The 23,428-nt window shown below is 42.7% G+C and carries 23 protein-coding genes; 20 read left to right on the top strand and 3 right to left on the bottom strand.

Features of this window, described 5'->3' with window-relative positions; genetic code table 11:
• Positions 1-151 precede the first annotated feature (151 nt).
• From JK635_RS06135 to JK635_RS06105, 7 genes are all read left to right on the top strand, one after another.
• Positions 152-712: a TetR/AcrR family transcriptional regulator gene (locus JK635_RS06135; RefSeq protein ID WP_438803823.1), complete on the top strand. Its 561-nt coding sequence runs from the start codon at positions 152-154 to the stop codon at positions 710-712.
• An 11-nt stretch (positions 713-723) separates the two neighbouring features.
• A complete protein-coding gene (locus JK635_RS06130) occupies positions 724-2,220 on the top strand; it encodes an o-succinylbenzoate--CoA ligase (protein WP_202653098.1) in 1,497 nt (498 codons plus the stop codon).
• 46 nt (positions 2,221-2,266) lie between these two features.
• Positions 2,267-3,274 (top strand): 3-oxoacyl-ACP synthase, encoded by a 1,008-nt coding sequence (locus tag JK635_RS06125; RefSeq protein ID WP_202653097.1) that lies wholly within the window; start codon positions 2,267-2,269, stop codon positions 3,272-3,274.
• A 180-nt stretch (positions 3,275-3,454) separates the two neighbouring features.
• Positions 3,455-3,646, top strand: a complete 192-nt coding sequence (locus JK635_RS06120; RefSeq protein ID WP_202653096.1) for a YbxH family protein — start codon at positions 3,455-3,457, stop codon at positions 3,644-3,646.
• A 66-nt stretch (positions 3,647-3,712) separates the two neighbouring features.
• Positions 3,713-6,286: a DEAD/DEAH box helicase gene (locus JK635_RS06115; RefSeq protein WP_202653095.1), complete on the top strand. Its 2,574-nt coding sequence runs from the start codon at positions 3,713-3,715 to the stop codon at positions 6,284-6,286.
• Between the two features lie 116 nt (positions 6,287-6,402).
• Positions 6,403-7,860 (top strand): D-alanyl-D-alanine carboxypeptidase/D-alanyl-D-alanine endopeptidase, encoded by a 1,458-nt coding sequence (dacB, locus tag JK635_RS06110; protein ID WP_202653105.1) that lies wholly within the window; start codon positions 6,403-6,405, stop codon positions 7,858-7,860.
• Positions 7,861-7,959: 99 nt separating this feature from the next.
• Positions 7,960-8,688 carry a CBS domain-containing protein gene (locus JK635_RS06105; RefSeq protein ID WP_202653094.1) on the top strand — a complete coding sequence of 243 codons (729 nt, stop codon included), beginning with the start codon at positions 7,960-7,962 and terminating at the stop codon, positions 8,686-8,688.
• Between the two features lie 109 nt (positions 8,689-8,797).
• Here the strand turns inward: JK635_RS06105 and JK635_RS06100 are convergent, their stop codons facing one another.
• Positions 8,798-9,136: a CotG/ExsB N-terminal domain-containing protein gene (locus JK635_RS06100; RefSeq protein WP_202653093.1), complete on the bottom strand. Its 339-nt coding sequence runs from the start codon at positions 9,134-9,136 to the stop codon at positions 8,798-8,800.
• A 200-nt stretch (positions 9,137-9,336) separates the two neighbouring features.
• Between JK635_RS06100 and JK635_RS06095 the strand changes: the two genes are divergently transcribed.
• The gene (locus JK635_RS06095; protein WP_202653092.1) at positions 9,337-10,431 is read left to right on the top strand and encodes a CotH kinase family protein; all 1,095 of its coding nucleotides are present in this window, start codon (positions 9,337-9,339) and stop codon (positions 10,429-10,431) included.
• Between the two features lie 57 nt (positions 10,432-10,488).
• Here JK635_RS06095 and JK635_RS06090 read toward each other — a convergent pair whose 3' ends face one another.
• Positions 10,489-11,829, bottom strand: coding sequence for a uracil-xanthine permease family protein (locus JK635_RS06090; RefSeq protein WP_202653091.1), 1,341 nt, complete (start codon positions 11,827-11,829; stop codon positions 10,489-10,491).
• A 180-nt stretch (positions 11,830-12,009) separates the two neighbouring features.
• Between JK635_RS06090 and JK635_RS06085 the strand changes: the two genes are divergently transcribed.
• The gene (locus JK635_RS06085; protein WP_202653104.1) at positions 12,010-12,987 is read left to right on the top strand and encodes a Rieske 2Fe-2S domain-containing protein; all 978 of its coding nucleotides are present in this window, start codon (positions 12,010-12,012) and stop codon (positions 12,985-12,987) included.
• A 43-nt stretch (positions 12,988-13,030) separates the two neighbouring features.
• Here the strand turns inward: JK635_RS06085 and JK635_RS06080 are convergent, their stop codons facing one another.
• Complete coding sequence (locus JK635_RS06080; protein WP_202653090.1) at positions 13,031-13,969, bottom strand: endonuclease I family protein; 939 nt, start codon at positions 13,967-13,969, stop codon at positions 13,031-13,033.
• 278 nt (positions 13,970-14,247) lie between these two features.
• Between JK635_RS06080 and JK635_RS24665 the strand changes: the two genes are divergently transcribed.
• The 11 genes from JK635_RS24665 to JK635_RS06030 all read left to right on the top strand — a co-directional run bounded on the left by JK635_RS24665 (position 14,248) and on the right by JK635_RS06030 (position 23,294).
• Positions 14,248-14,424 carry an SRPBCC domain-containing protein gene (locus JK635_RS24665; RefSeq protein ID WP_306792914.1) on the top strand — a complete coding sequence of 59 codons (177 nt, stop codon included), beginning with the start codon at positions 14,248-14,250 and terminating at the stop codon, positions 14,422-14,424.
• The gene (locus JK635_RS24660; protein ID WP_368857075.1) at positions 14,424-14,648 is read left to right on the top strand and encodes an SRPBCC family protein; all 225 of its coding nucleotides are present in this window, start codon (positions 14,424-14,426) and stop codon (positions 14,646-14,648) included. Before JK635_RS24665 ends, JK635_RS24660 begins: the two co-directional genes overlap by 1 nt.
• Before the next feature lie 13 nt (positions 14,649-14,661).
• Complete coding sequence (locus tag JK635_RS06070) at positions 14,662-15,192, top strand: (2Fe-2S)-binding protein (RefSeq protein WP_202653089.1); 531 nt, start codon at positions 14,662-14,664, stop codon at positions 15,190-15,192.
• Complete coding sequence (locus JK635_RS06065) at positions 15,189-17,531, top strand: xanthine dehydrogenase family protein molybdopterin-binding subunit (protein ID WP_202653088.1); 2,343 nt, start codon at positions 15,189-15,191, stop codon at positions 17,529-17,531. Before JK635_RS06070 ends, JK635_RS06065 begins: the two co-directional genes overlap by 4 nt.
• Positions 17,528-18,385, top strand: a complete 858-nt coding sequence (locus tag JK635_RS06060; protein ID WP_202653087.1) for an FAD binding domain-containing protein — start codon at positions 17,528-17,530, stop codon at positions 18,383-18,385. Before JK635_RS06065 ends, JK635_RS06060 begins: the two co-directional genes overlap by 4 nt.
• 152 nt (positions 18,386-18,537) lie before the next feature.
• On the top strand, positions 18,538-19,647 hold the full coding sequence (locus tag JK635_RS06055; protein ID WP_202653086.1) for an XdhC family protein: 1,110 nt from the start codon (positions 18,538-18,540) through the stop codon (positions 19,645-19,647).
• Positions 19,644-20,270, top strand: coding sequence for a nucleotidyltransferase family protein (locus JK635_RS06050; RefSeq protein ID WP_202653085.1), 627 nt, complete (start codon positions 19,644-19,646; stop codon positions 20,268-20,270). Before JK635_RS06055 ends, JK635_RS06050 begins: the two co-directional genes overlap by 4 nt.
• 5 nt (positions 20,271-20,275) lie before the next feature.
• Positions 20,276-21,166, top strand: coding sequence for a 5-oxoprolinase subunit B family protein (locus JK635_RS06045; RefSeq protein WP_202653084.1), 891 nt, complete (start codon positions 20,276-20,278; stop codon positions 21,164-21,166).
• Positions 21,159-22,133 (top strand): 5-oxoprolinase subunit C family protein, encoded by a 975-nt coding sequence (locus JK635_RS06040; RefSeq protein ID WP_202653083.1) that lies wholly within the window; start codon positions 21,159-21,161, stop codon positions 22,131-22,133. Before JK635_RS06045 ends, JK635_RS06040 begins: the two co-directional genes overlap by 8 nt.
• Before the next feature lie 130 nt (positions 22,134-22,263).
• A complete protein-coding gene (locus JK635_RS06035; RefSeq protein WP_202653082.1) occupies positions 22,264-22,500 on the top strand; it encodes an acetyl-CoA carboxylase in 237 nt (78 codons plus the stop codon).
• 26 nt (positions 22,501-22,526) lie between these two features.
• Positions 22,527-23,294 (top strand): LamB/YcsF family protein, encoded by a 768-nt coding sequence (locus tag JK635_RS06030; protein ID WP_202653081.1) that lies wholly within the window; start codon positions 22,527-22,529, stop codon positions 23,292-23,294.
• Positions 23,295-23,428 lie beyond the last annotated feature (134 nt).

Below are 23,428 nucleotides of genomic sequence, written 5' to 3'. Positions count from 1 at the left end.
GTTTTTTTATCGGGATCGATTTAAATAAAAGAGAAAATATTCAAAGTATTATGTTGACAACTTTAAATTAACTGAATAAAATAAAAATTGAGAGGTGATTCACTTGTCAGAAAGTTTATTGGATGAAACGACTAACTTGACGAGAAAAGCAATGGCAACTAGAGAGAAGCTACTGAATGCAGCGGAAAAGGTCTTTGGAAAAAAGGGATATTTTGAAGCGTCCGTGGTGAATATTACGCAAGAAGCCGGGGTTGGACAAGGAACATTTTATAATTATTTCCAATCAAAAAAGGAAATATTTGATGCCCTCATTCAACAATATAGCCGCCAATTGAGAATGGCAATTAAAGAAGAAATGAAAGATGCCTCCACTCATGAAGAGGCACAAAGGAAGGGTTTTCAAGCCTTTTTTAATTGGGTAAAAAAACATCCTGAATTATATAGCATTGTCCAACAGTCGGTTGTTGTGGATCAGGAATTATATCGTTGGTACTATGCAAAACTGGCATCTGGATTTCTCAAAAGCTTGTCTCAAGGGGTGGAAGATGGGGAATTTAGGAATACCCATTTAGAAACAGTTGCTTATTGTTTGATGTCAATCGGGCAGTTCTTGGGGATGCGTTGGGTTTTTTGGGAAGGTCAGGATGTACCGGAACAAGTTTTTAATGCAGCGATGGGATTAATTTTCAATGGTATCAAAAATGATGAATGAGGGGGATTTGCATGCAGGGAATGGCTTATTGGATTGAAAAACGGGCAATGACCAATCCGAACCGCATCGCTGTTATGACAGAAACTGAACAGCTGACGTATAAAGAGTTGGATGAAAAAATACGTGGTATGGCTGCAATCCTAAAAAATAAATGGAGGGTGAAAAAGGGAGACAGAATTGCCATCCTGTCGCAAAACAGACTTGAGTATGTTGTATTATTGTTTTCGATTGCAAAACTTCAATGCGTCGCTGTTCCTTTAAATATTCGGTTAAATGTGAACGAATTGCTTTTTCAAATAAAGGATAGCGGAGCAACCATTCTAGTGAGGGAAGATACCTTTGCCGAGATGGCTCAAAGTATCCAACAGGAGACCGGGATAGAACTGGTTCCTATCGATCTGTTAAATCAGATCACCATTTCAGAGGATCTGCCTTGGGAAGATTCAATCAATGAAAATGCTCCATACATTATTTGCTATACTTCTGGGACCACTGGGAAGCCTAAAGGGGCGGTCTTGACTCAAAACAATATGTATTGGAATGCTATTAATAACGTCCTCGCCATTGATTTGACTTCGATGGATCGTTCCATTGTTTTATTGCCGCTTTTTCATATAGGCGGGATTGGTTTATTTGCCTTGCCAACACTTTTTGTAGGGGGAACGATTATTATACCGGGTAAATTTGACCCAGATAAAGCGATTGAAATGATTGAAAAATATCAAGTGACGGTCGTAATGGGGGTACCCTCTATTCATCAAGCAATCTACCATTGTCAAGCCTTCCACAAAGCAAATTTTCGTTCCGTCCGTTGGTTTTATAGCGGTGGTGCACCCTGCCCCCATGAATTGATTCATGCGTTCAAGGATAAGGGCTATATATTGGGTCAAGGATTTGGGATGACGGAAACATCGCCTTCCGTATTTTTGTTAAGCAGGGAAGATGCACTGAGAAAAATAGGTTCAGTCGGAAAACCGGTACAATTCTGCGAATTTAAGCTTGTTGATGGAGAGGGCCATGAGGTAAAGTCTGGTGAAGTGGGCCACTTAATCGTCCGTGGGCCAAATGTTATGACGAAATATTGGAACAGACCGGAGGCAACAAATGAAGCAATTCAAAATGGCTGGTTTCACACTGGAGACTTGGCTAAGGTAGATGAGGAAGGATTTGTTTATATTATTGGCCGAAAAAAAGAAATGATTATATCAGGAGGGGAAAACATTTATCCACTTGAAGTGGAGCAAGTCATTAATCAACTTCCTGATGTACTTGAGGTGGGTGTGTTGGGTGTACCGGATATTAAATGGGGCGAGGTACCAATAGCATTTATTGCTAAAAAGGAAGGTGCTACGATGACAGCAGAGGAAGTTCAGGAATATTGCAGGCAATACCTGGCCAAATATAAGGTGCCCAAGGAAATATATTTTATTGATGAATTGCCTAAAAATGCCACTGGTAAAATCCAAAAAAGCCAACTGGTATTAGTGAGAGAGCAGGTAAAACAATAATGGCCTAAGCAGCCACAAAGCTTGTACATAAGGAGGGAGAACTGGTTTGACGACAAAAATTGGAATTGAGGAGACAAGTGTCTTTTTTCCGAAAGACATTGAAACTGCCGCATCTTTAGCGGAAAAATCAGGTATACCAGAACGTGTATTAATTGATAAATTCGGTTTATATCAAAAACATGTTGCGAGTTATTCGATGCATGCTTCCGATCTGGCAATTGCCGCAGGAAAACAAATATTAACGAAAATTGATCCATTAATGATCGATGTGGTGATTTATTTCGGCAGTCCCCATAAGGACTATTATGTTTGGTCATGTGCCCCCAAAATTTGCTATGAGTTGGGAACGAAAAATGCTTATGCCTTTGAAATTATGAATGTCAGTTCCTGTTTTCCGATTGCCTTAAAGGTTGCTAAAGATATGCTGCAATCTGACTCTTCCATTAATAACATTTTGCTTGTAGGAGGTTGTAAAGAGTCTCAGATCCTTGATTATCAAAACGGGCGAGCTAGATTTATGTTTAATTTTGCCGATGGGGGAACAGCAGCATTAGTGAAGCGGAACGCAACTAGGAGTGAAATTTTAGAAAGCGCTATTATTACAGACGGGTCTTTTCATGATGATGTCCGGATTCCCGCCGGTGGCTCGATGCATTTCCCCAGCCAAGAAACTGTCAAAAACCGGCTCCATTATATTGATGTTCCCAATCCAATAAGAATGAAGGAACGACTTGATCCGGTTTCTATTCCTAATTTTCACAAAGTTATCCGGCTGTCCCTGGAAAAAAGTGGTTTAGGAGAAAGGGATATTGACATGCTGCTGCCGTTGCACACTAAACGCTCTATCTTCAAGCAGTTATTGGAAGGCTTAGATTTAACAGAAGAACAAGCAATTTATTTGGATCATCATGGACATATGTCAGCCCTTGATCCTTGTATTGGTCTGCATTTTGCCCAAGAAAAAGGAAAATTGAGCGAGGGCGGTATAGCTGTTGCAGTCAGTGCAGGCACAGGTTATACGTGGGCTGCCACGGTTATTAAGTGGTTTGGTTAAACAACAACGTCATAACATAGCATTCATGCCCTTCTCCAAACGTCTGGGGAAGGGTTTTTGTTTTACACTCCCATACCTATATTCACTGGTGAAATGAAATGGAGTCATTATCGTTAACAAACTAGGTTTAGCCCTTAAAATTCTGCTTATACTAAGAAAAATGCAAAAGGAGAATGGAAAATGGGAGCTATTGAACGTGGCGGTTATCGCTTTGTACCGGAATTTAGTGTTATTCAACAAAATGGAGCTATCCATGTGTACAATAAAGAGGAATTTATCGAAGAAATTAAGTTTCAATTTTCTGGCAAGTTTCCCGAGATGGATAAAATAGAGGATATAGTTGATCAATATTGTGAGCTCCATAATATTTAACAAGAACATTTGTTCCATCCTGAATTTAATGTTATAATGAAGTTGCAATAGAAAGGAGGGAATAAAATGAGTAAACTGAATAGTATTTACCCTCAAGCTATTGAACAGACAAAGATGAAAGTGTATCAGGATATTGATCATTATTTGGAAACGAAAGCGGTACTGCCTTCATTTGCACAATATCTCAGTGATCGCAGCCATTATCTTGAACAAATTTGGATCAATGTTTGGTTGAATAAATCAACCAATGACGTACCGAAAAATGAAAAGAAGCAATTTTTAGCTGAAAAAGGGTTTGAGGTGCAGGGGGTCGACCGCAAGTTAATTAATAAACTGTTCCGTGATGAGATGCGGCACTATCAGCCCTTTGATACGCTTGCCTGGGTAATGGGAAGCTTCGAGGGACAGGAAGAAAAATGGGCAGAACGTTTCGAATTGGCCAAACAGCAGTACATAAAAAGACAGCAAGAGAAACAATTGAAGGAAGCGAAGTTAGAGTTTGAAGCAGAAATTGATCGTGCGGCAAACATCATGATCGAGGAGAAATATCAGCTTCTTTATTTGCATGTCCGTTATTTTGTGGCCAAACAGTTGGCAGCTGACTTTGTGAATAATGTCAGATTCAAAGCCGTGGACCCCTTTGCCTTGGAAGAAGAACTAAAAGAAGAGGGGTTATTTAATCCATCTGCTTATAAAACCATTGCTGAATTTTTTGATGAACTGACCGGAGATATCCAAAAAACGCTTGGTTGGGGCAGAAGTTACTTTGAATATGAAACATACTTTTATCTTTATGAAAGCCTGATATCTGATTTCCTGTCAGAATTGATTCCTGAAAAGGTACTAATTGACCTCCCTGGCAAATTCAAGGATCGATTTTTTCAACTGTTCGATGTACCTTTATCGGTCTCATTTGTGAAAGAAAGCATCGAGGATTTACTTTATGATATGGTTGGTATGTTTCTCGAAGATATTCAGGCTGAATACGTATCGGATTTGCTGAAGCTTGTGGAAATTCCTTTTGATGAAAAGATTCATCAGGAGATCTTAGAAAAAGATCTCGAAGAGCGAAAAAGGCGTTATCTTCAAGAACAAGCGGAAATTCAGCGTAAACAAGAAGAAGAGCGCCGCATCATGCAGGAAATCTTTGGTGAAGAATATGCTCCGTCCACAAAGCGAAATGTCCGCTATGTCCTCCATATTGGTGAAACCAATACGGGTAAAACCCATCAAGCCCTAGAAAAAATGAAACAGGCCGACAGTGGTTTGTATCTGGCACCTTTAAGACTATTAGCCCTCGAAGTGTTTGATAAATTGAATGCCGATGGGATACCGTGTTCCTTGAAAACCGGGGAAGAGGAAAAAATTATTCCCAATGCCAGTCATATTTCCTGTACGGTCGAAATGTTCCACGAAAAGGAATCTTATCAAGTGGTCGTCATCGATGAGGCACAGATGATCACCGATAAAGACCGCGGCTTTTCCTGGTATAAGGCGATTACCAAAGCCAATGCCGAGGAAGTACATATAATCGGGAGCCGAAATTCCAAGGAGATGCTGCTTCAACTATTGGGGGATGGCGAGGTTAAAATCCATGAATATACTCGTGATACCCCGCTTGAAGTAGAGTCGAAGAAATTCGATATTAAACGGATTAAAAAAGGGGATGCTCTGATTTGTTTTTCCAGAAGGCGCGTTCTCGAGATGGCTTCGAGACTGCAAAATGACGGACATACAGTTAGTGTGATATACGGCAGCATGCCGCCGGAGACAAGGAAAAAGCAAATCTTCCAGTTTAATGAAGGAAAAACAAAGGTAATAGTCGCTACAGATGCGATAGGCATGGGATTAAACCTGCCAATCCGCCGGATTGTATTTTTAGAAAATGAAAAATTTGACGGTACCAGAAGAAGGCTGCTAACTTCTCAAGAGGTGAAGCAAATTGCCGGCCGTGCTGGTCGAAAAGGGATCTATGATGTCGGCAGGGTTGCCTTTACCAGTGATATTAAAAAGATGCGTGACCTGCTGATGCAGGAAGATCGTCCGGTTCAAACATTTGCGATTGCCCCTACCAATTCCGTGTTTGAACGATTCCAACGCTATTATCATGATCTTGGTACTTTTTTTGCGTTGTGGGAGAAGTTTGAAAGTCCCAAAGGAACGAAGAAGGCTTCTCTGGCTGAGGAACGATCATTATATCAAAGGATTGCCGGGACAGAAATTGAAGCCAGACTGCCGTTAATGGATTTATACGGCTTTTTACATTTGCCATTTTCCAAAAATGATGGGGCCTTAACACGGCAATGGGAAGAGACAATGTATGCGATTATTCGTAATGCTGATCTCCCAGAGCCGATCATTAAGGAAGGCAGCCTTGAGGAACTGGAATTAAGTTATAAAGCAGTCGGTCTTCATTTGTTATTTTTGTATCGATTAGGGGAGCGCACAGAGGCCATTTATTGGGAGCGTGTGCGTGAGGGGATCAGCGATAAAGTTCAGGATCGGTTAAAAACAGATATCAAAAAGTTTATTAAACGGTGTAAAAATTGTGGTAAAAAACTTCCGTGGGATCATCCATTTCCGACCTGCGACGCCTGCTATCACGCCCGGTTCAAAAAGTATTGGTATGAGGAAGAATGAGTTTTACCAGGGCCTGTTAAGCAGGTCCTTTTCTAATCTGAACTGCGTTATTTAGATTGGGTGTATTATTGGATAAGGAAGTGAAATCACACTTGCTAACAAAAAGTAAGTACTTAATGATGATCATTGTATTGATTTTCATCGGAGGAATTGTTACAACCACCGCCCCCTCTATGGTAATGGCAAAAGGAACGGGGGAGACATGGATTCAACAGCTTAATCAGCTGGTTCAGACTGAAGCAGAACTGCAAGGAGCAATCGCCGGCATCAGTATCCGATCAGCTTCTGATGGCAGGATCCTTTACCAGCACCAAGGGAACACCCGGCTCACGCCTGCCTCGAACATGAAGCTGTTAACAGCAGCGGCCGCGTTGAATGTGCTAGGAGAAGATTACACTTTTTCCACAGAGGTCTACTCCGATGGTCGGATGAGAAAGAAAGGATTGGCCGGAAATCTTTATCTGAAGGGGAAAGGCGACCCCACGTTATTAAAAGCTGACTTCGACAAAATGGCTGTGGAGATGAAGAAGCGAGGAATAAAAAAAATAACAGGAGACATAATTGGCGATGATTCGTGGTACGATGATATTCGCTATTCACTTGATCTTCCCTGGAGTGATGAAACAACCTATTATGGTGCACAGGTTTCGGCTTTAACCGCCGCACCGACAACGGACTATGATGCCGGATCGATAAAGGTTGTGATAAGACCTGCAGAACATGAAGGGGACAGGCCGGCAGTGGAACTTACTCCCAAAACTGCCTATGTCAAGATCATTAACCGTGCCTTAACGGTTGATCAGCAAGGAAAAAAGAAAATAGAGATGATCCGTGAACATGGCAAAAACACCATTATAATCAATGGAACCATACCGGTAAACTCCAAAAAAATAACAGAGACGGTGGGAGTTTGGGAACCGCAAAAATACACATTAAGTCTGTTTAAACAATCGTTAGGAGAGCATGGCATCAAAGTTTTGGGAACAATCAAGACAGGGGCAGTGCCTGAATCCGCGAAGCTGCTTTATACCCACCAATCCATGCCCTTATCGAAACTGCTAGTACCGTTTATGAAACTGAGTAATAATACGCATGCAGAAATACTTATAAAGGAAATGGGAAAAGTGGTTGCGGGGGAAGGTTCCTGGGAGAAAGGATTATCCGTCCTGAAATCGGAGTTGACAAAATGGGGAGTAAACCCGGACACAATGGTTTTGCGGGACGGATCGGGAATCTCCCATGTAACGGGCATTTCGGCCAACCAAATTTCTCAGCTGTTATTTGCAGTTCAAAAGGAAGAATGGTTTCCTGTTTATTTATACTCATTGCCTGTTGCCGGTTCAGCAGAGAAGTTAACCGGGGGTTCATTGAGAAATCGGATGCAGACACAAGGCATCCAAGGAAAAGTACAGGCGAAAACAGGAACCCTTTCCACTGTCAGCTCATTGTCAGGATATTTGACGGCGAAAAGCGGTCAAAAATTGATTTTTTCCATCATATTAAATCATTTACTCGATGAAGAAAATGGAAAAATGATTGAGGATCAAATGGTCTCGATCATCGCTAATCCATAACGGAAATCTAGTATATTGTAAGGGAAAATAAGTTTTCATTTATTTCATAAAAGAATGATAATATAATTTAGATAGAATATACATAAGCGGGAGAGAGAAATGAAAACGGTCAAAGATCAAGCACAGCTGCTTTCAGAGCGGTTTGAGGTAGCTTACAATCAAGTACATGATGCACTACGTGATATTGTAAAAATTAATGATGACAGATTTATCGTTCTCGTAAAAGTGGGGGCCAAAAAATACCAGGTGATTGAAACATTTAAGAAAGACTTGGAACAATATGCAAGATTAAGAAATGCGATTGTCCATGAAAAAATGGAGGTAGGTTTTTACATTGCCGAACCGAACGCCAAAGTCGTCAATCATTTTGAAAAAATCGCCAATATTTTAAGCCGTCCTAATTTGGCTTTAACCATTGCCACCAAAAATGTGATTTCCTTTGATGTTCATGACAAGGTATTAAAGGTAACAGGGGCGATAAAGACATATGGCTATTCCAAATTTCCAGTCTATAAAAATAAGAAATGTATCGGCTTACTAACCTCCAGTTCGATCGTAAAATGGATGGCACAAAATATGAAAAACAACACCGTGAATTTAGCCGATATTCATGTTTCCGATATCATGACGTTTGAAAAAGACCGTCCGCTTGTTTTTATCTCTAAAGAAATGAATATTTTTGAAGTAGAAAATATTTTTGAAAAATCCCATAAGAACAAGCAAAAATTAGAGTGCGTCATTATAACGGAAAACGGCAGCGAAGAGGAAAAACCGCTTGGCATTATTACACCTTGGGACTTAATAGATGTTGATTATACACTTGATTAATTTACTCCATTTTCTGCCTTCAGTGCCCGTTTAAAAGTTTGTGCTGAGGTGCAGTGGGTACTGGAAATAAAAAGATAAAAATAGCGGAGGTTCCCCCTCCGCTTACGATCTATCTTCTGCGGACTCTATATACCCACATATTGCTGTCCTTCCAACAACTCATTGTTTGATGTCTGCCGCGTCCTGTATTTCTCCATTCGGTACAGCATAAATCTAAATGACGTGAAGTGCGGCGTGATGTTTTTTTCCTAGAAGTTCTATTCCGCGACGTCTGCATTCTTGACGTTCTTTTGCGTGATGTCTGTTGTGGACGGCTGGAAGTCCGTCTTTGTGTGGTCATTTGGTTGCGATTTGGGTCCATAAACATGAAATCACCAAACCCACCCCTTCTAACCTCATTGGCTGCCGTTTGAATTTCTTCAGGGGAAAACTCTTTTTCTTCGTCCATTTCTTGCACCTCCTTTTAATTTTGAAAAGGGAGTACGAAAAGTGTCCAATTGCTTGACTATATATTCTCACTCTTCTTTTATCACTTTACGTTTATAATCACCTGTTTGTATGGGCAGGAAGCCTAAGAAAATGAAAAATTGCCAATAATCGTGACATCCCTTCATTTTTTACATACCCATATAACAGGGAGGGATGATAATGGACGAGACAGCTAAATTACCGCAATACAAGCTATTTATTAAACCCATCGATTTAAAAGAACTAAAACGGGATATTTGGATCGATGAACCGATCCCGGCACAGGCTAGAATTGATGGGAAAAGGCTCGAAATTGATGTAAGCTATCGCGGCTCCCATATTCGTGACTTTCCAAAAAAGTCTTATCAAGTAACCTTTTATAAACCGAAAATATTTATGGGTTCTCACCAAGTTCATCTAAATGCTGAGTATAAAGACCCCTCTATGATTCGTAATAAGCTGTCATTTGATTTTTTTTCGGAAATTGGCGTGTTGGCACCGCGGTCGCGGCATGTTTTCCTCACGTTAAACGGACAGGCGGAAGGGGTTTATTTAGAAATTGAATCGGTGGATGAATATTTTTTAAGGAGGAGGAATTTGCCGCCGGGAAGTATTTATTATGCGGTAGACGGCGATGCAAATTTTTCCCTAATGAGTGATTTAGAGAAAAACACCAAGAAATCGTTGAAATTAGGATATGAAACGAAGTGGAAGGATTCCCGGAATGCTGAATATCATTTGCAGGAATTTATTTATAAAATCAACACGATTCCTCCGCGCGAGTTTGAAAATGAAATTCCGAAATATGTCAATGTTGACCGATATTTACGATGGGTCGCGGGTATTATTTTTACTTCAAATTACGACGGCTTTGTCCATAATTATTCCCTTTACCGAAACGGAGAAACCGGCTTGTTTGAGGTGATTCCCTGGGATTATGATGCCACTTGGGGACGGGATGTAAACGGTAAGTTGATGGAGGCGGATTATGTTCCGATTAAAGGATTCAATACGTTAACCGCACGGCTTTTGAGTGTTGATCGGTTTCGGCAGCAATATCGCCAGCTGCTTGAGGACATCATGAATTACCAGTTTACCCATGATTTTATTATGCCAAGGGCGGAAAAACTGCTGCAGCAAATACGTCCATTTGTACGGCAAGATCCATATAAAAGCTCGGCAATTGAACAATTTGATAAAGAATTAAAGGTGATTACCCAATACATTGAAGGAAGAAGAAATTATTTAATGAGTAAATTTCACAAACTGGATTAGGGAATATGTCAAAAGAAACCATCGCTTAGTCCGATGGTTCCTTCTTCGTATGGCAAATCATTTTCCAACAGTAGCTGCTTGATTGGTAAATTCCTTCTCTTTTTTATCAACTGGAATAATCAAATTCAAAATCAGTGTTGCCAGTGCACCGATTGTCATGCTGGAAGAGAGGAGGTAGTTTGCCCAATCTGGAGCACTCACCAATACTTCCTTCGGTAAAATGGTTACGGCAATGGTTAATAGAATCGGAATCCCAATGATCATCATATTACGGTCATTAATAAGGATGGGCTGAATCACCTTCATGCCGTTTGTGACTATCGCTACACACACAATCCCAAAGATTCCATTGATGACTGGTTCAGGAATACAGGTAATCGCAGTGGACAACTTAGGTACAAGTCCAAGGGCAATTAAGATCACGCCCCCGGCCATGATCGCCATTCTGCTGGCAACCCCGGTAATGGCCAGTAGCCCGGCGTTGGAAGAATAACCGGTCATTGGCGTGCTGCCGAACAATGAACCGATTAAACAGCCAAGCCCTTCCCCGAATGAGGCACGATTTAACCGTGTTTCATCCAATTCTTTACCGGTTACCGAGGAAACAACAAACCACGTCCCGGTTGTTTCGATTAAGATAATAAAGTAAACAAACGTAATCGTTAAAATGGCACTTAGGTCAAACACTGGTTTTCCGAATGGGAAAAACGATGGCAGGGAGAACCAGGCAGCATCTTTTACCGGTGAAAAGTCAACAGCACCTAAGAAGCTGGCTGTAATCGTACCGACTGCAATCGCCAGTAATACGGACACTAAGCGGAAGAACGTGCCTACCCCATGCATTTTGCGTCCTAATAACATACATAGTACCAGTACTCCTGCGGAAATAGCTGCAATTAAAATATTGGTACCGATTTTTCCTTCGGCATTATAAATATTGTTCATCCCGATTGGCATCAGTGAGATCCCAACAATAATGATGACGGTTCCGCCAACAAGCGGCGGGATAAATTTTCTAACAGCTTTGGCAAACCATTTTAATGGGTAACCAATAAGCGAAATGATAATGGCTCCCGGTATAAGACTTCCCGCAATCGCTCCCAAGCCTAGCTTACCGCCAATGGCCGCAATCGCCCCAATCGGTACATAAGAAGGTCCCTGAACGACCGGCAGTCTTATCCCCATGCCCGTTTGGATTAATGTGGCGATTCCCGTTGCCAAAAAGCACATTTGAATAAAAAAGGATGTATTCACAGTACTCAAAGACAGCAATCCAGCAATAATGATCGGTGCTATGTATAAGTCCATCGCCAAAACATGCTGTGCCCCTAAAAGAAAGGCCTTCCCGATACTAATTTTGTCATCCACACCGATAAGAATGTTATTATCCTTATTCATTTACCCTACCCCTTTGTTCGTGTTTCAAATATTTATACTAGGATTATAATTTAAATGAATCGGAATGTACATAAAAAACCGAATGATTTTTTATAAAAAATAAATTATATTCGTAAAATCTGTTGACCTCTTTAAAGCGGATGAATAGAATGAAAGAGAGAATTATATTGGGGGGATAATATCATGGTAGATGACAAGGTGTTAAGGGAGGAATGGCTTGTAGCGTGTCCATCAACTGAAGTTGGGGAAAAGCCGGTTCAAATTATGTTAATGGGAGAAAGAGTTGTGATCTTTAGGACAAGTGAAGGGGTACGTGCCTTTAAAGATCTTTGTATCCATCGCGGTGCTGCGCTCTCTTTAGGTGAGGTAAAACATGATTGTCTTGTCTGCCCATATCATGCTTGGGAATTTGATGCCAATGGTGATTGTGTTTCCATTCCACAACTGCCTAAGGGAAGAGCGATCCCGAAAAAAGCAAAGGCGATTAAATACGGATGTGTCGAAAAATATGGCTATATTTGGGTGAATCTAGCAGGAAACGAACCTGAATTATTTCCTTATCCAGAATTTGAAGCAGAAGGATACCGCAATATTATTTGGGGACCACAAGAGGTGGAAGCCAAACCGCCTAGAATTATTGAAAATTTCCTTGATGTCGGCCATTTGGCGGTTGTCCATATGGGTGCGTTAGGGGTAAGCAGTCATCGGGAAATTGCTGATTATGATGTTCATTGGGAAGACGATCGTATTTATTCGGATGAAATCCCGATTTATCAACCGGACCCTGATGGTACTGGTCAAGCTAAAACTGTCTATTATACATATGAAATTCTTCGTCCATTTACCGTCCGATTTACGAAAAAAGATAAGGAAACCGATCAATATTTTTCAATTCTATTATCGATTCGTCCCGTAGATGAAAATAAATCAATTGCCTATGGGATCTTGTCTTATAGCTATCAAACTGAAAATTCAGATGAAGAAATTATTGCCTACCAAAATGCCATTTTTGCCCAGGATAAGCCGGTGGTTGAGAACCAGAAGCCCGAAGAACTGCCGCTCGACCTGCAAATCGAACTCTCGCTTGTATGTGACCGTGTAAGTATTGCCTATCGCCAATACTTGAAGAAGCTGGGGGTACAATTTGGAACAGTATAAATAAATGAAGCGCACTGGGAACATATCCTGGTGCGCTATTTTTCTAGAAATACGGGAATTTTATTTTTTCTGCTGAACGAGGGAAATCAATGAACGGATTTCGATTTCCTTGAGCTTGAAAAATCGCCTGATTCCGATGCTTTTCATATAAACTGACAGGAAATTCCTGATGCCATTTTAAAAGCAAGGGGAGATTAATTTGTACCCGGTAAGCTTTTTTGATAGCTCTCGGATAGCGCAAGATAAAATACAGCATTGCCCTGGCTGCCGCACCCTTGCCATATTCCGGCTCAAATCGGTCTTCCGTAGCCACCCCGCAGTGATTATGAATAGGCTCATCAGGGGATTCAGGGTGATAAAAAGCGAAATCCTCATATGGAAAATTGGAACGGGCGATATTGCATTCAGGCTCACAAACAAATAAGTGGTGCAAATCACCCTTCATCGGTTCCAAAGCGCTAAACCAAGATTGAGGAACAATATGCTCCGTATTCAGCTTCAATCTTCGCTCAAAAGACTTTAATTGTTTTAACGAGTCAAATTCCTTACGCTCCACTTTTTGTAAAAATTGTTGAAACTCAACGTATTTTTCGGTAATGATGGAATGATCCTGGATGATCAACGATTCAGGGTCTTTTTCGTTACCTGAATAAATACTTTTTACCGTTCCATCCGGGTATAAATCAACCCAAGTATATAAATATAAATCCTTGCTAATAAAATAGGGAATCTGATTTTTATGTGTTTTTGTCAGTAAACTACTATATTTATAAAATAACTCAATCCCTGTACATTCAGAGTCAAAAATTGTTGCGTAATATCGCTTAACATCGATTTTGTTTTGGTCTTCATTATAATAGAGATCTCGATCAACATTGATCTTTCGTTTGTTTTCACGTAAATAGGCTAGTTGTTTATGTAATTGGATCAATTCTGATGAATCTTCCCAAAGACTTTTTACATTCTTCCTCTTCTTTGCCATTCTTGTTCCCCTTTTTCATGGTAGGCATAAGTGTAACTACGCCTCATGAACCGCCTTAAAGGCTCGCCAATCGACGAGTTTTCTTTAAAAAACGACTCTTTTTCAAAATATTGTTTTCTTTGTCCTTCATTATAGTACATTAGGCGGGTAAAAAAAATTGAATATTTTTGTTTACAAGATAGTAATAATAGGTTGCAAGTTTTAGTAAAGATAGGATAAGTGTACAAATCCATTTCAGGTTTTTTTGCTTTCTAATCAGTCCAGCAAAAGGAGGGGAAATGTTGAAAATCGAATACATCTATACCTTTGATTTACCACGAGATGTCGTTTGGAGGTACATACAGGATCAACAAGTCCTTAGAAGTGCTCTCCCAGGCTGTCAGTCCTTTGAAGAAATCTCTCCGGGAACATATTTGGCTGANCTGACCAAAAACCACCGTCTTTCTACCGCCTAATCATTAAAGGAAAGGGGAAGCCAGGGGAGGTTGAGGCAACAGCTGATATGTTTATTGAAGAAGTTAGGGACGTTTCACAGGTTACTTGTGTTGCTGATGTCGAAGTGACGGGGATATTGGCTTCGGTCGGTCAGCGAGTAATGGGAGGAGTAGCCAAAATCATTTTGGGTCAATTTTTTAAGGCGGTTGAGAAAGAAATGAAAAAGGAAATCAATCAAGTATAAGGGGGCTGGTTCGGTGGCAAAAAAATATCCAGTTCAAGTAAAGGTGAATGGCAAAATGAAATCCGCGGAGGTAGAGCCGCGTCTTTTGCTTGTCCATCTTTTACGTGATGAGTTTGACTTAACCGGAACACATATCGGCTGTGACACAAGCCAGTGTGGTGCCTGCACGGTGATGTTGGATGGCATGGCTGTGAAATCGTGTACGATATTGGCGATTCAGGCTGATGGTGCTGAGATTACCACTGTTGAGGGATTGGGCTCACGGGAAGAATTACACCCAATTCAGCAGGGATTCTGGGAAAAGCACGGACTGCAATGCGGTTTTTGCACTCCAGGAGTGATGATGGCGGTCAATGGTTTATTACAGGAAAATATAAATCCATCGGAAGCAGAGATCCGCGAAGCTTTAGACGGTGTGATTTGCCGTTGTACCGGCTATCAATTCATTGTGAAGGCGGTTCAACACGCAGCAGAACTTATCAGAGAGCAGCAAAGTCAGCCCGTTTCGCTGGAAAATGTGACAACCAGGGGGGACGTATCATGACCCAAGTAATAGGCAAGCCGATAAAAAGAAAGGAAGATCCGAAGCTTATCACGGGCCATGGGCAATTTACCGACGATATTAAATTACCTGGCATGTTGTTTGCAACAATGAAGCGAAGCCGCTATGCTCATGCGAAAATTAAGCGAATTCATACCGCGGAAGCATTAAAGCTGCCGGGAGTAATGGCCGTTTACACTGGAAAAGATGTTCAGGACAAAATAAAACCAATTCGCTCGATTTGGCTGGTGCCCGGCTGTAATTTAATCCCGAAGGACCGTATCCCGCTTGCTGTCGATAAAGTGAACTATGCTGGTGAAGCCGTTGCCATGGTGGTTGCCGAGAGCCGTTATATCGCCTATGATGCGCTGGAACTTATTGATGTGGAATATGAGGAACTTCCTGTTGTGGTCGATCAGGAAGCAGCGCTTGCGGAAGCTGCACCGGTTATTTACGATGATGTCCCGAAGAACATTGCCTTTACCTGGAAGGCAGGGGACGTTCCTGAAGAGGTCTTTATAAATGCAGAAGTAGTTGTGAAGCAGCGACTCGTTGAACAAAGGGTTATCGCCAATCCAATGGAAACGAGAGGGGCCGTGGCCAGCTATAATCCGGGCAGTGGTGATTTAACGATCTGGTGTACAACACAAAATCCGCATATTCACCGGATCACATATGCTGATGCCCTGGGAATTCCAGAAACGAAATTACGCATCATTGCTCCAGACATGGGCGGCGGTTTTGGAGCAAAGATTGCCGTCTATACGGAAGAGGCGCTCGTTGGTCTGGCCGCCATGCAGTTAAAGCAGCCGGTAAAATGGGTGGAAGGCCGTCAGGAACACTTTCTCGCAACAAGTCATGCCCGCGATCAAGTGATTACAACGGAACTGGCCGGAACAAAAGACGGTAAAATACTGGCTATCAGGGCTAAGAATATCGCAAATCTGGGGGCCTATTTATCGACAATGGGTGCCGGTGTTCCGACGATTGACTTTGGATTAATGGTAACCGGAGCCTATGACATCCCATACGCCCAAGCCGAAACTATCGGGGTTTATACAAATACCACTCCGACAGATGCCTATCGCGGTGCCGGAAAACCGGAAGCCTCCTTCCAGATTGAAAGAATGATCAATATCTTTGCGGATAAAATTGGCATGGATCCGGTCGAGGTCCGCAAGAAAAATCTTGTGGCTAAAGTTCCTTATACGAATGCTATGGGCTGTAATTACGATAGCGGTGATTATCATGGAACACTAGCAAAAGCGCTGGAAGCAATTGATTATGTCGGCTTAAAAAAAGAGCAGGAGGAGGCCCGGAAAAATGGGCGCCTGCTGGGCATTGGCATTTCAACTTATGTGGAATTGTGCGGTCTCGGTCCTTCGAAGGTGGCCGGAGCGATTGGCTTTGGCGGCGGCTTATGGGAAAACAGTTCCATTCGCGTCCATCCAAGCGGCAAGGTCACAATCTTTACTGGTGCATCCCCCCATGGTCAAGGAGAAGGAACAACATTTGCACAGGTCGTGGCTGATAAATTTGGCATTCCACTTGAAGACATCGAGTTTGTCAGTGGCGACACGTTGATTATTTCAATGGGCTGGGGAACGTACGGCTCAAGGACAACACCAGTAGCTGGCGGGGCATTATCGATTGCGGCGGATCGCATCGTAGAAAAAGCCAAAATAATTGCTGCACACGAACTGGGAGTACCTTTGGAAGATGTTGAATTTGCAAAAGGTATTTTTTCAATAAAAGAGCAGCCAGATCAGCAGCGAACCTTTAAAGAAATTGCCTGGTCAGCCAATAATGCCTGGAACCTGCCGGATGGGATGGAACCAGCACTGGAGGGACAGTCCTTCTTTGACCCGCCTGATTTTGTTTATCCATTTGGGGCCCATATATGTGTCGTGGAGGTAGATCCGGACACTGGAATGGTGGAATTAAAGCGTTATGTTTGTGTCGACGATGTCGGCCGGATTATTAACCCGATGATTGCCGAAGGTCAGGTTCATGGCGGCTTAGCACAAGGAATCGGGCAGGCGTTATGGGAGCAGTCGGTTTATTCCGATAAAGGCCAGCTGTTATCAGGCACGTTCATGGATTATGCGATGCCGAAGGCGAGGTTTTTCCCGATGATTGAGTCCAGCTTTATTGAATCACCAAGCCCTGTTAATCCATTAGGGGCAAAAGGTATTGGGGAAACGGGCACAACAGCGGCACCGTCGGTGATTGTCAATGCTGTAATTGACGCATTGGCGCCATACGGTGTAAAAGATTTGCCAATGCCGCTGACTCCTGAAAAGGTGTGGAAAGCGATTCATGAAAGGAGTGATGGCCAATGATTCCGACAAGCTTCGATTATGTTCGTGCGGCGTCAGTCCCGGAAGCAATTCAGTTGTTAAAAAATTTTAACGGTGAAGGGAAGCTTATTGCCGGCGGACATAGTTTGGTACCATTAATGAAGTTTCGCATCACCACGCCGGGGACATTAATCGATATCAGTCAGATTCAGGAATTAAAGGGTGTCAGCAAAGAGGGAGGGCGTCTAGTGATTGGGGCCCTTACGACCTATGCTGAAGCCCTCGGCGATCCCTTGGTTGCTGCTCATTTACCGGTGTTAGCAGAAGCGATTCAGAAAATTGCTGACTTGCAGGTTCGCAATAAGGGCACCATCGGCGGCAATATTGCCCATGCCGATCCAGCGGCTGATCTGCCGGCACTTGCCTTGGCTTTGGATGCCGTCGTACACATCACCGGGGAAGACGGGGAAGAAAGAGTGCCGATCCAAGACTTTTTATTCGGGCCCTTCATGACTGCGTTGCCCGAAACAAGTATTGTGACAGCTGTTTCGTTTGCGATCCCGCCGACTGAAGGAAAGAGTACCTATTTAAAGTATTTTCACCCAGCCTCGGGCTATGCCGTGGTGGGTGTTGCCGCTGTTGCGAGGAAAACTGCGGACGGGGTGATTAACCATATTCGGGTCGGTATTACTGGAGCCGGTGATTGCGCATTTCGTGCGGAAAACGTTGAGAAATATCTGCTTGGAAAAACTGCAACCCTTGAAAATATTTCCAAGGCTGCTCAATTGGCGGCCGATGAGGTTGATATGGGTGAAGACCTCTTCGCCTCAAGCGACTATCGCCGACATTTATGTGAAGTTTATACAGAACGGGCTTTGCGAAAGGTTCTATTATAGTTTATTAGCGAATCTTAGAGTTTTATTAGCGAATCAATAAGTAGATTTAATATTAAAGACCGTACAAGAGCCAAACCACCCAGAAAAAGCGACATTTGCCGGCATCGTGGTTTGGCTTTCTTTTTTAAAAATGTAAGAAAGTAGGTTAAGTGATGTTATCGAACCGGAAAGTGACGAAATTATTATCCGGCATGATTAACAACAATGAAACTGGCGTTTTGGCGACAGTGGTTTCTGTTCAAGGATCGGCTTATAAACGGGAAGGCGCCAAAATGGTCATTGAAGCAAGCGGAGATTACTATGGGATGATTTCCGGGGGCTGCTTAGAGTCTGATGTGGCTTCGAGCGCTGAGTACGTCTACCGAACGGGAAAATCAATCGTAAAAAAATATGAGCTGGATGAGGACCTTGTCTGGGGCCTTGGTTTAGGCTGTCCGGGAACAGTCGAAATCCTGCTGGAGCCCATTGACACGACTAGTTTGTGGCGGCGGCTTGCCGACAGTTATGCGAACGATGAGGCAATAGTGGTCTGTAAAATTCTTAAGAGTGATGATGCTGATGCCCAAGTTTTGCTTGTTACCGAAACGGGAATGTATGGAAGCTGGCAGGATGAATATTTGCAGGAAAATGTCGTTACAATTGCCAAGCAGAAATTAAGGCAGCAAATTGACCATTCTGAAAGCATCCATCTACAAACAAAAGATGGAAAAGATGAAACAATCTTTTTCGATGTCCACCTGCCTGCGCCAAAATTGTGTATTTTTGGTGCCGGCCACGATGCTGTCCCATTGGCCAAGGTGGGTACCATGCTTGGCTATGAGACGACAATCGTCGATCCCAGGCCGGCCTACAACACAAAGGAGCGTTTTCCAACCGCAAAATCGTTAGTGGCAGGGCCGCAGCAAGTAACAGTAGATTCTCAGACTTATATCGTCATCATGAACCATCACTTAGAAAGAGATATGGAGTCATTAGCCTTTTCTCTGAAATCAGACGCTGTATATGTCGGAGTATTGGGACCAAGGTCAAGAAGCAATCGGTTGTTAATACGTTTAAAAGATGACGGCATTATTTTTTCAACTGAACAGCTAAAAAAAATGTTTACCCCAATTGGTCTTGATATTGGTGCAGATACACCTGAGGAAATCAGTGTAAGTATTATGGCAGAGATTACGGCCTTTCGCTCCGACCATGCAGGCGGTTTTTTAAAAAATCGTCCCTATATTCATAAAAAATCACAAATGGCCGTTGAAAATTTATGATGACGAGTGTTGGTGCGATCGTTTTAGCAGCTGGAACATCAACGCGAATGGGCTTTCCAAAACCATTGCTTCATTGGAATGGGACAACATTATTGGAACACCAGGTAAATCAATTGTTAAGGCTACCCTGCTCAGAAATTATCGTTATCCTTGGACATGAAAGCAAAATGATTTTGAAAAAGATAGCCATTGCTGATCCGCGCGTTAAGGTACTGGAATGCCGGGACTATCATCAAGGTCTTAGTTCATCGTTGAAGTGCGGTTTGAAACAAGCCGCAAAAAAAGACGATGCGGTAATGTTGATGCTTGTTGATTTACCGCTGATCCGAGTTGAAACGATCAAACGGGTATTTGAACATGGAGTTCGGATATTGGCGGAAGGCGGTGAACCATTTGCCGTCCAGCCGATGCACCAAAACCAAAAGGGGCATCCGGTTTTTCTCGGCTTTTTTAACAAGCTAAACTGGCAAAATCTTCAGGGGGATCAAGGGGCAAAACCGCTGATCCAACAATTAAAACATCATATATTGCTGGAAACCAATGATGAGGGGGTTATATATGATGTGGATACCCCAGAAGCATATGAAAATGCTTTAACAAACTCTATTTTTCAAAAGAGGTGAAAAAATTGACGAACTCATCGTTAACCACCCGCTACGAATATGGCGGGGATGAATTTGTATTTGTTCAGCTGTCGGAAGCTATGAGCTTGGAGGCGAATTTTAAAGGAATCGCAATTACAAGAAAGTTAAAGGAACGGAATCTGGAAGGAATTATCGATATTTGTCCGGCCAATGCCTCGTACATGGTTCGCGTGGACCCGGATATTTTACACCCGGATGATCTGATTCGCGAACTGCAGCAAATAGAAGACAGCATGAAAGATTTGGAGATTGAAATTTCCTCGCGTATTGTTGATGTGCCGGTGTTGTTTGAAGACCCCTGGACCCATGAAGCCGTGATGCGCTTTCGCGACCGCCATCAGGACCCAAATTCGACAGATCTGGAGTATAGTGCCAGAATAAATGGCTACAACAGCAAAGAAGAATTTATTCAAGCCATCGATGCCTCGCCATTCCTCGTGTCGATGATCGGCTTTGTTCCGGGGCTACCGTGGTGCTTCCAAATTGTCAGACAGGAAAAACAGATTGAAGTACCGAAATACGTACGTCCGAGGACATTTACTCCTGAACGCACCTTTGGATTTGGCGGAGCCTTTGCCGTTATTTATCCAGTTCAAGGAGCCGGCGGGTATCAGATGTACGGAATTGCCCCGGCGCCAATCTATCAAAAGGAACAAACCTTACCGGATTTTCAAGACTCGATTGTTTTTCCGAAGCAGGGAGATATTTTCCGCTACCGCAGCATAACGAGGGAGGAATATGATACCATCCGTTCACAGGTAGATGCCGGAACGTTTACCTACCAAAAAAAAGAAATCACCTTTACCCCGCAGCAGGTTCTGGAAGATCCGGAAAAGTTCTCAGAAATGGTATTAAGGAGGTTATACCATGATTAAAGTACTGAAACCCGGGCTGCAAACAACGGTGCAGGATCAAGGAAGACGCGGATTATATGAGATTGGCATGCCTCCCTCAGGTGCAATGGATCAGTTTGCCTTTCGCGTTGCCAATCTGCTTGTCGGCAACCACCCGAACGCTGCTGTTCTGGAAATGACCTATATTGGTTCAGAGCTGTTATTTGAACAAGATACACGAATCAGCCTTACTGGCGGCAATATTCCGCCAAAACTTAACGGACAATCCGTTCCAATGTGGGAAACACTTGAGGTTCGCGCAGGCGATGTGCTGTCGTTTGATTTCGTCCGTTCGGGAGCAAGAACGTATTTAGCTGTAGAAGGCGGAATCGATGTTCCGCTCGTGATGAATTCCCGCTCGACTTATACCTTAATTGGAATTGGCGGTTATGAGGGCAGAGCGTTAGCAGCAGGCGATGTATTAAAAACCGGTGATTTACATCAATGCAAGGTGGCAGCAGGAACAACGATTGATAAGTCCTATATTCCTTCTTATGGTAAAAACCATGAAATTCGCGTTATTGTCGGGTTATGCAGTTACCGTTTGACAGAAGAAAGCAGGCAAGCCTTTTTGGAAACAGAATGGACCGTCACCCCTGAGGCGAATAGAATCGGCTATCGCCATAACGGGCAACGACTCAAGTTCGTCGAACGGGAGCAGCCATTTGGAGCCGGCAGCAATCCATCAAACGTAACAGACTTAGGCTATCCCATCGGTTCCATCCAAGTGCCAGACGGGGTAGAGCCCATTGTATTGTTACATGATGCCGTTACGGGTGGCGGCTATGCGACTGTTGCAACGGTGATTAGTACCGATCTGAATCGAATGGCCCAAATTAAAACAAATGAAAAAGTGAAATTTGCCGCTGTTAACCTGGATCAGGCTCTGAAAATTCGTAGGGAACAAAATGAAATTTTTAACAGGATTGCTGAAAGCCTAAGTTCTTAGAGTCGAGAAAATAGAAATGCAGATATTTTGAGGAAAACTACAGAAATATATGAGAAATTGCAGATATTTCATGAAAAGCTGCAGATATTTTTCAGGTTAGCAAAATAGCGTGTTTTAGGAGGGGAAATTGATGTCGAAATCAATCATTGCGCCGCTGCCGGGTGTATTTTATCGCCGTCCTGCACCGGACCAGCCGGAATTTGTTCGGGAAGGAGATCAAGTCAACCCCGGTGATGTTGTCGGACTGATCGAAATTATGAAAACCTTTTATGAATTGAAAGCGGAAGAGGCGGGAATCGTCGAAAAATTCACCGTCGACAATGAAGCTATCGTCGATGCCGGGCAGGAAATTGCTTCATTAAAATAATGATATAAAAGAATGGATGGTGAACCATGAAGGTCGATCTTAATTGCGATATGGGGGAAAGCTTTGGCTTGTACCAAATCGGCAATGATGAGGAAATGATGAAATATATCACCTCAGCAAATATTGCCTGTGGTTTCCATGGGGGAGATCCGCATGTAATGAGACAAACGGTTCAGCTCGCAAAGGAATATGACGTAGCACTTGGGGCGCATCCAGGATTTCCAGATTTAATCGGTTTTGGCAGACGTCACATCAATTGTACAGCTGATGAGGTAAAGGATTATGTTGTTTATCAAATGGGTGCTCTTAAAGGTTTTGCACAATATGTTGGTCTAGAGTTGCAGCACTGCAAGCCGCACGGTGCTCTTTATATGATGGCGATGAACGATGAAACACTAGCGCGGGCTATTTTAGAAGGAATCGCTTCATTTTCGGACACGATCATTGTGTTTGCCCTAAACAACTCGGCGGTAGCTCATGTCGGTGAGAAGATGGGACTGCCGATCGCTAAAGAAGTTTATGCCGACCGTGAGCATACAAAGGACGGTTCAATTATCTTAACCCGTACCGGACCGACAATTCAAAGTTATGAAGCCATGGCCGACCGTGTCGTCAAAATGGTCAAGGAAAAAAAGGTCATCACACCTGATGGTGAAGAAGCAACGGTGGAAGTAAATACAGTCTGTATTCACGGCGATACGAAGGGGGCACCGGAGTTGATTAGGCAAATTCGCGAGCGCTTGGAAGAAGCAAATATAAACGTAGAATCTGTTAAACGGATTTTGACTGGATAAAATAAAGAAGGGGCTGTCCAAAAAGTCATTGAAAAATGACTTTTGAGGACAGTCCTCATTATTTTTTTTCTAAAAAATTGCACAAAAAAATCGTCATTTCTTGTAAAATTGTAAGTAACCAAACCAACAATTTA

It is taken from the genome of Neobacillus paridis (assembly GCF_016765675.1).
GTDB lineage: Bacteria > Bacillota > Bacilli > Bacillales > Cytobacillaceae > Neobacillus > Neobacillus paridis.
The sequence above is the reverse complement of the archived record's forward strand: the minus strand, read 5'-3'. Positions and strand labels throughout refer to the sequence as shown.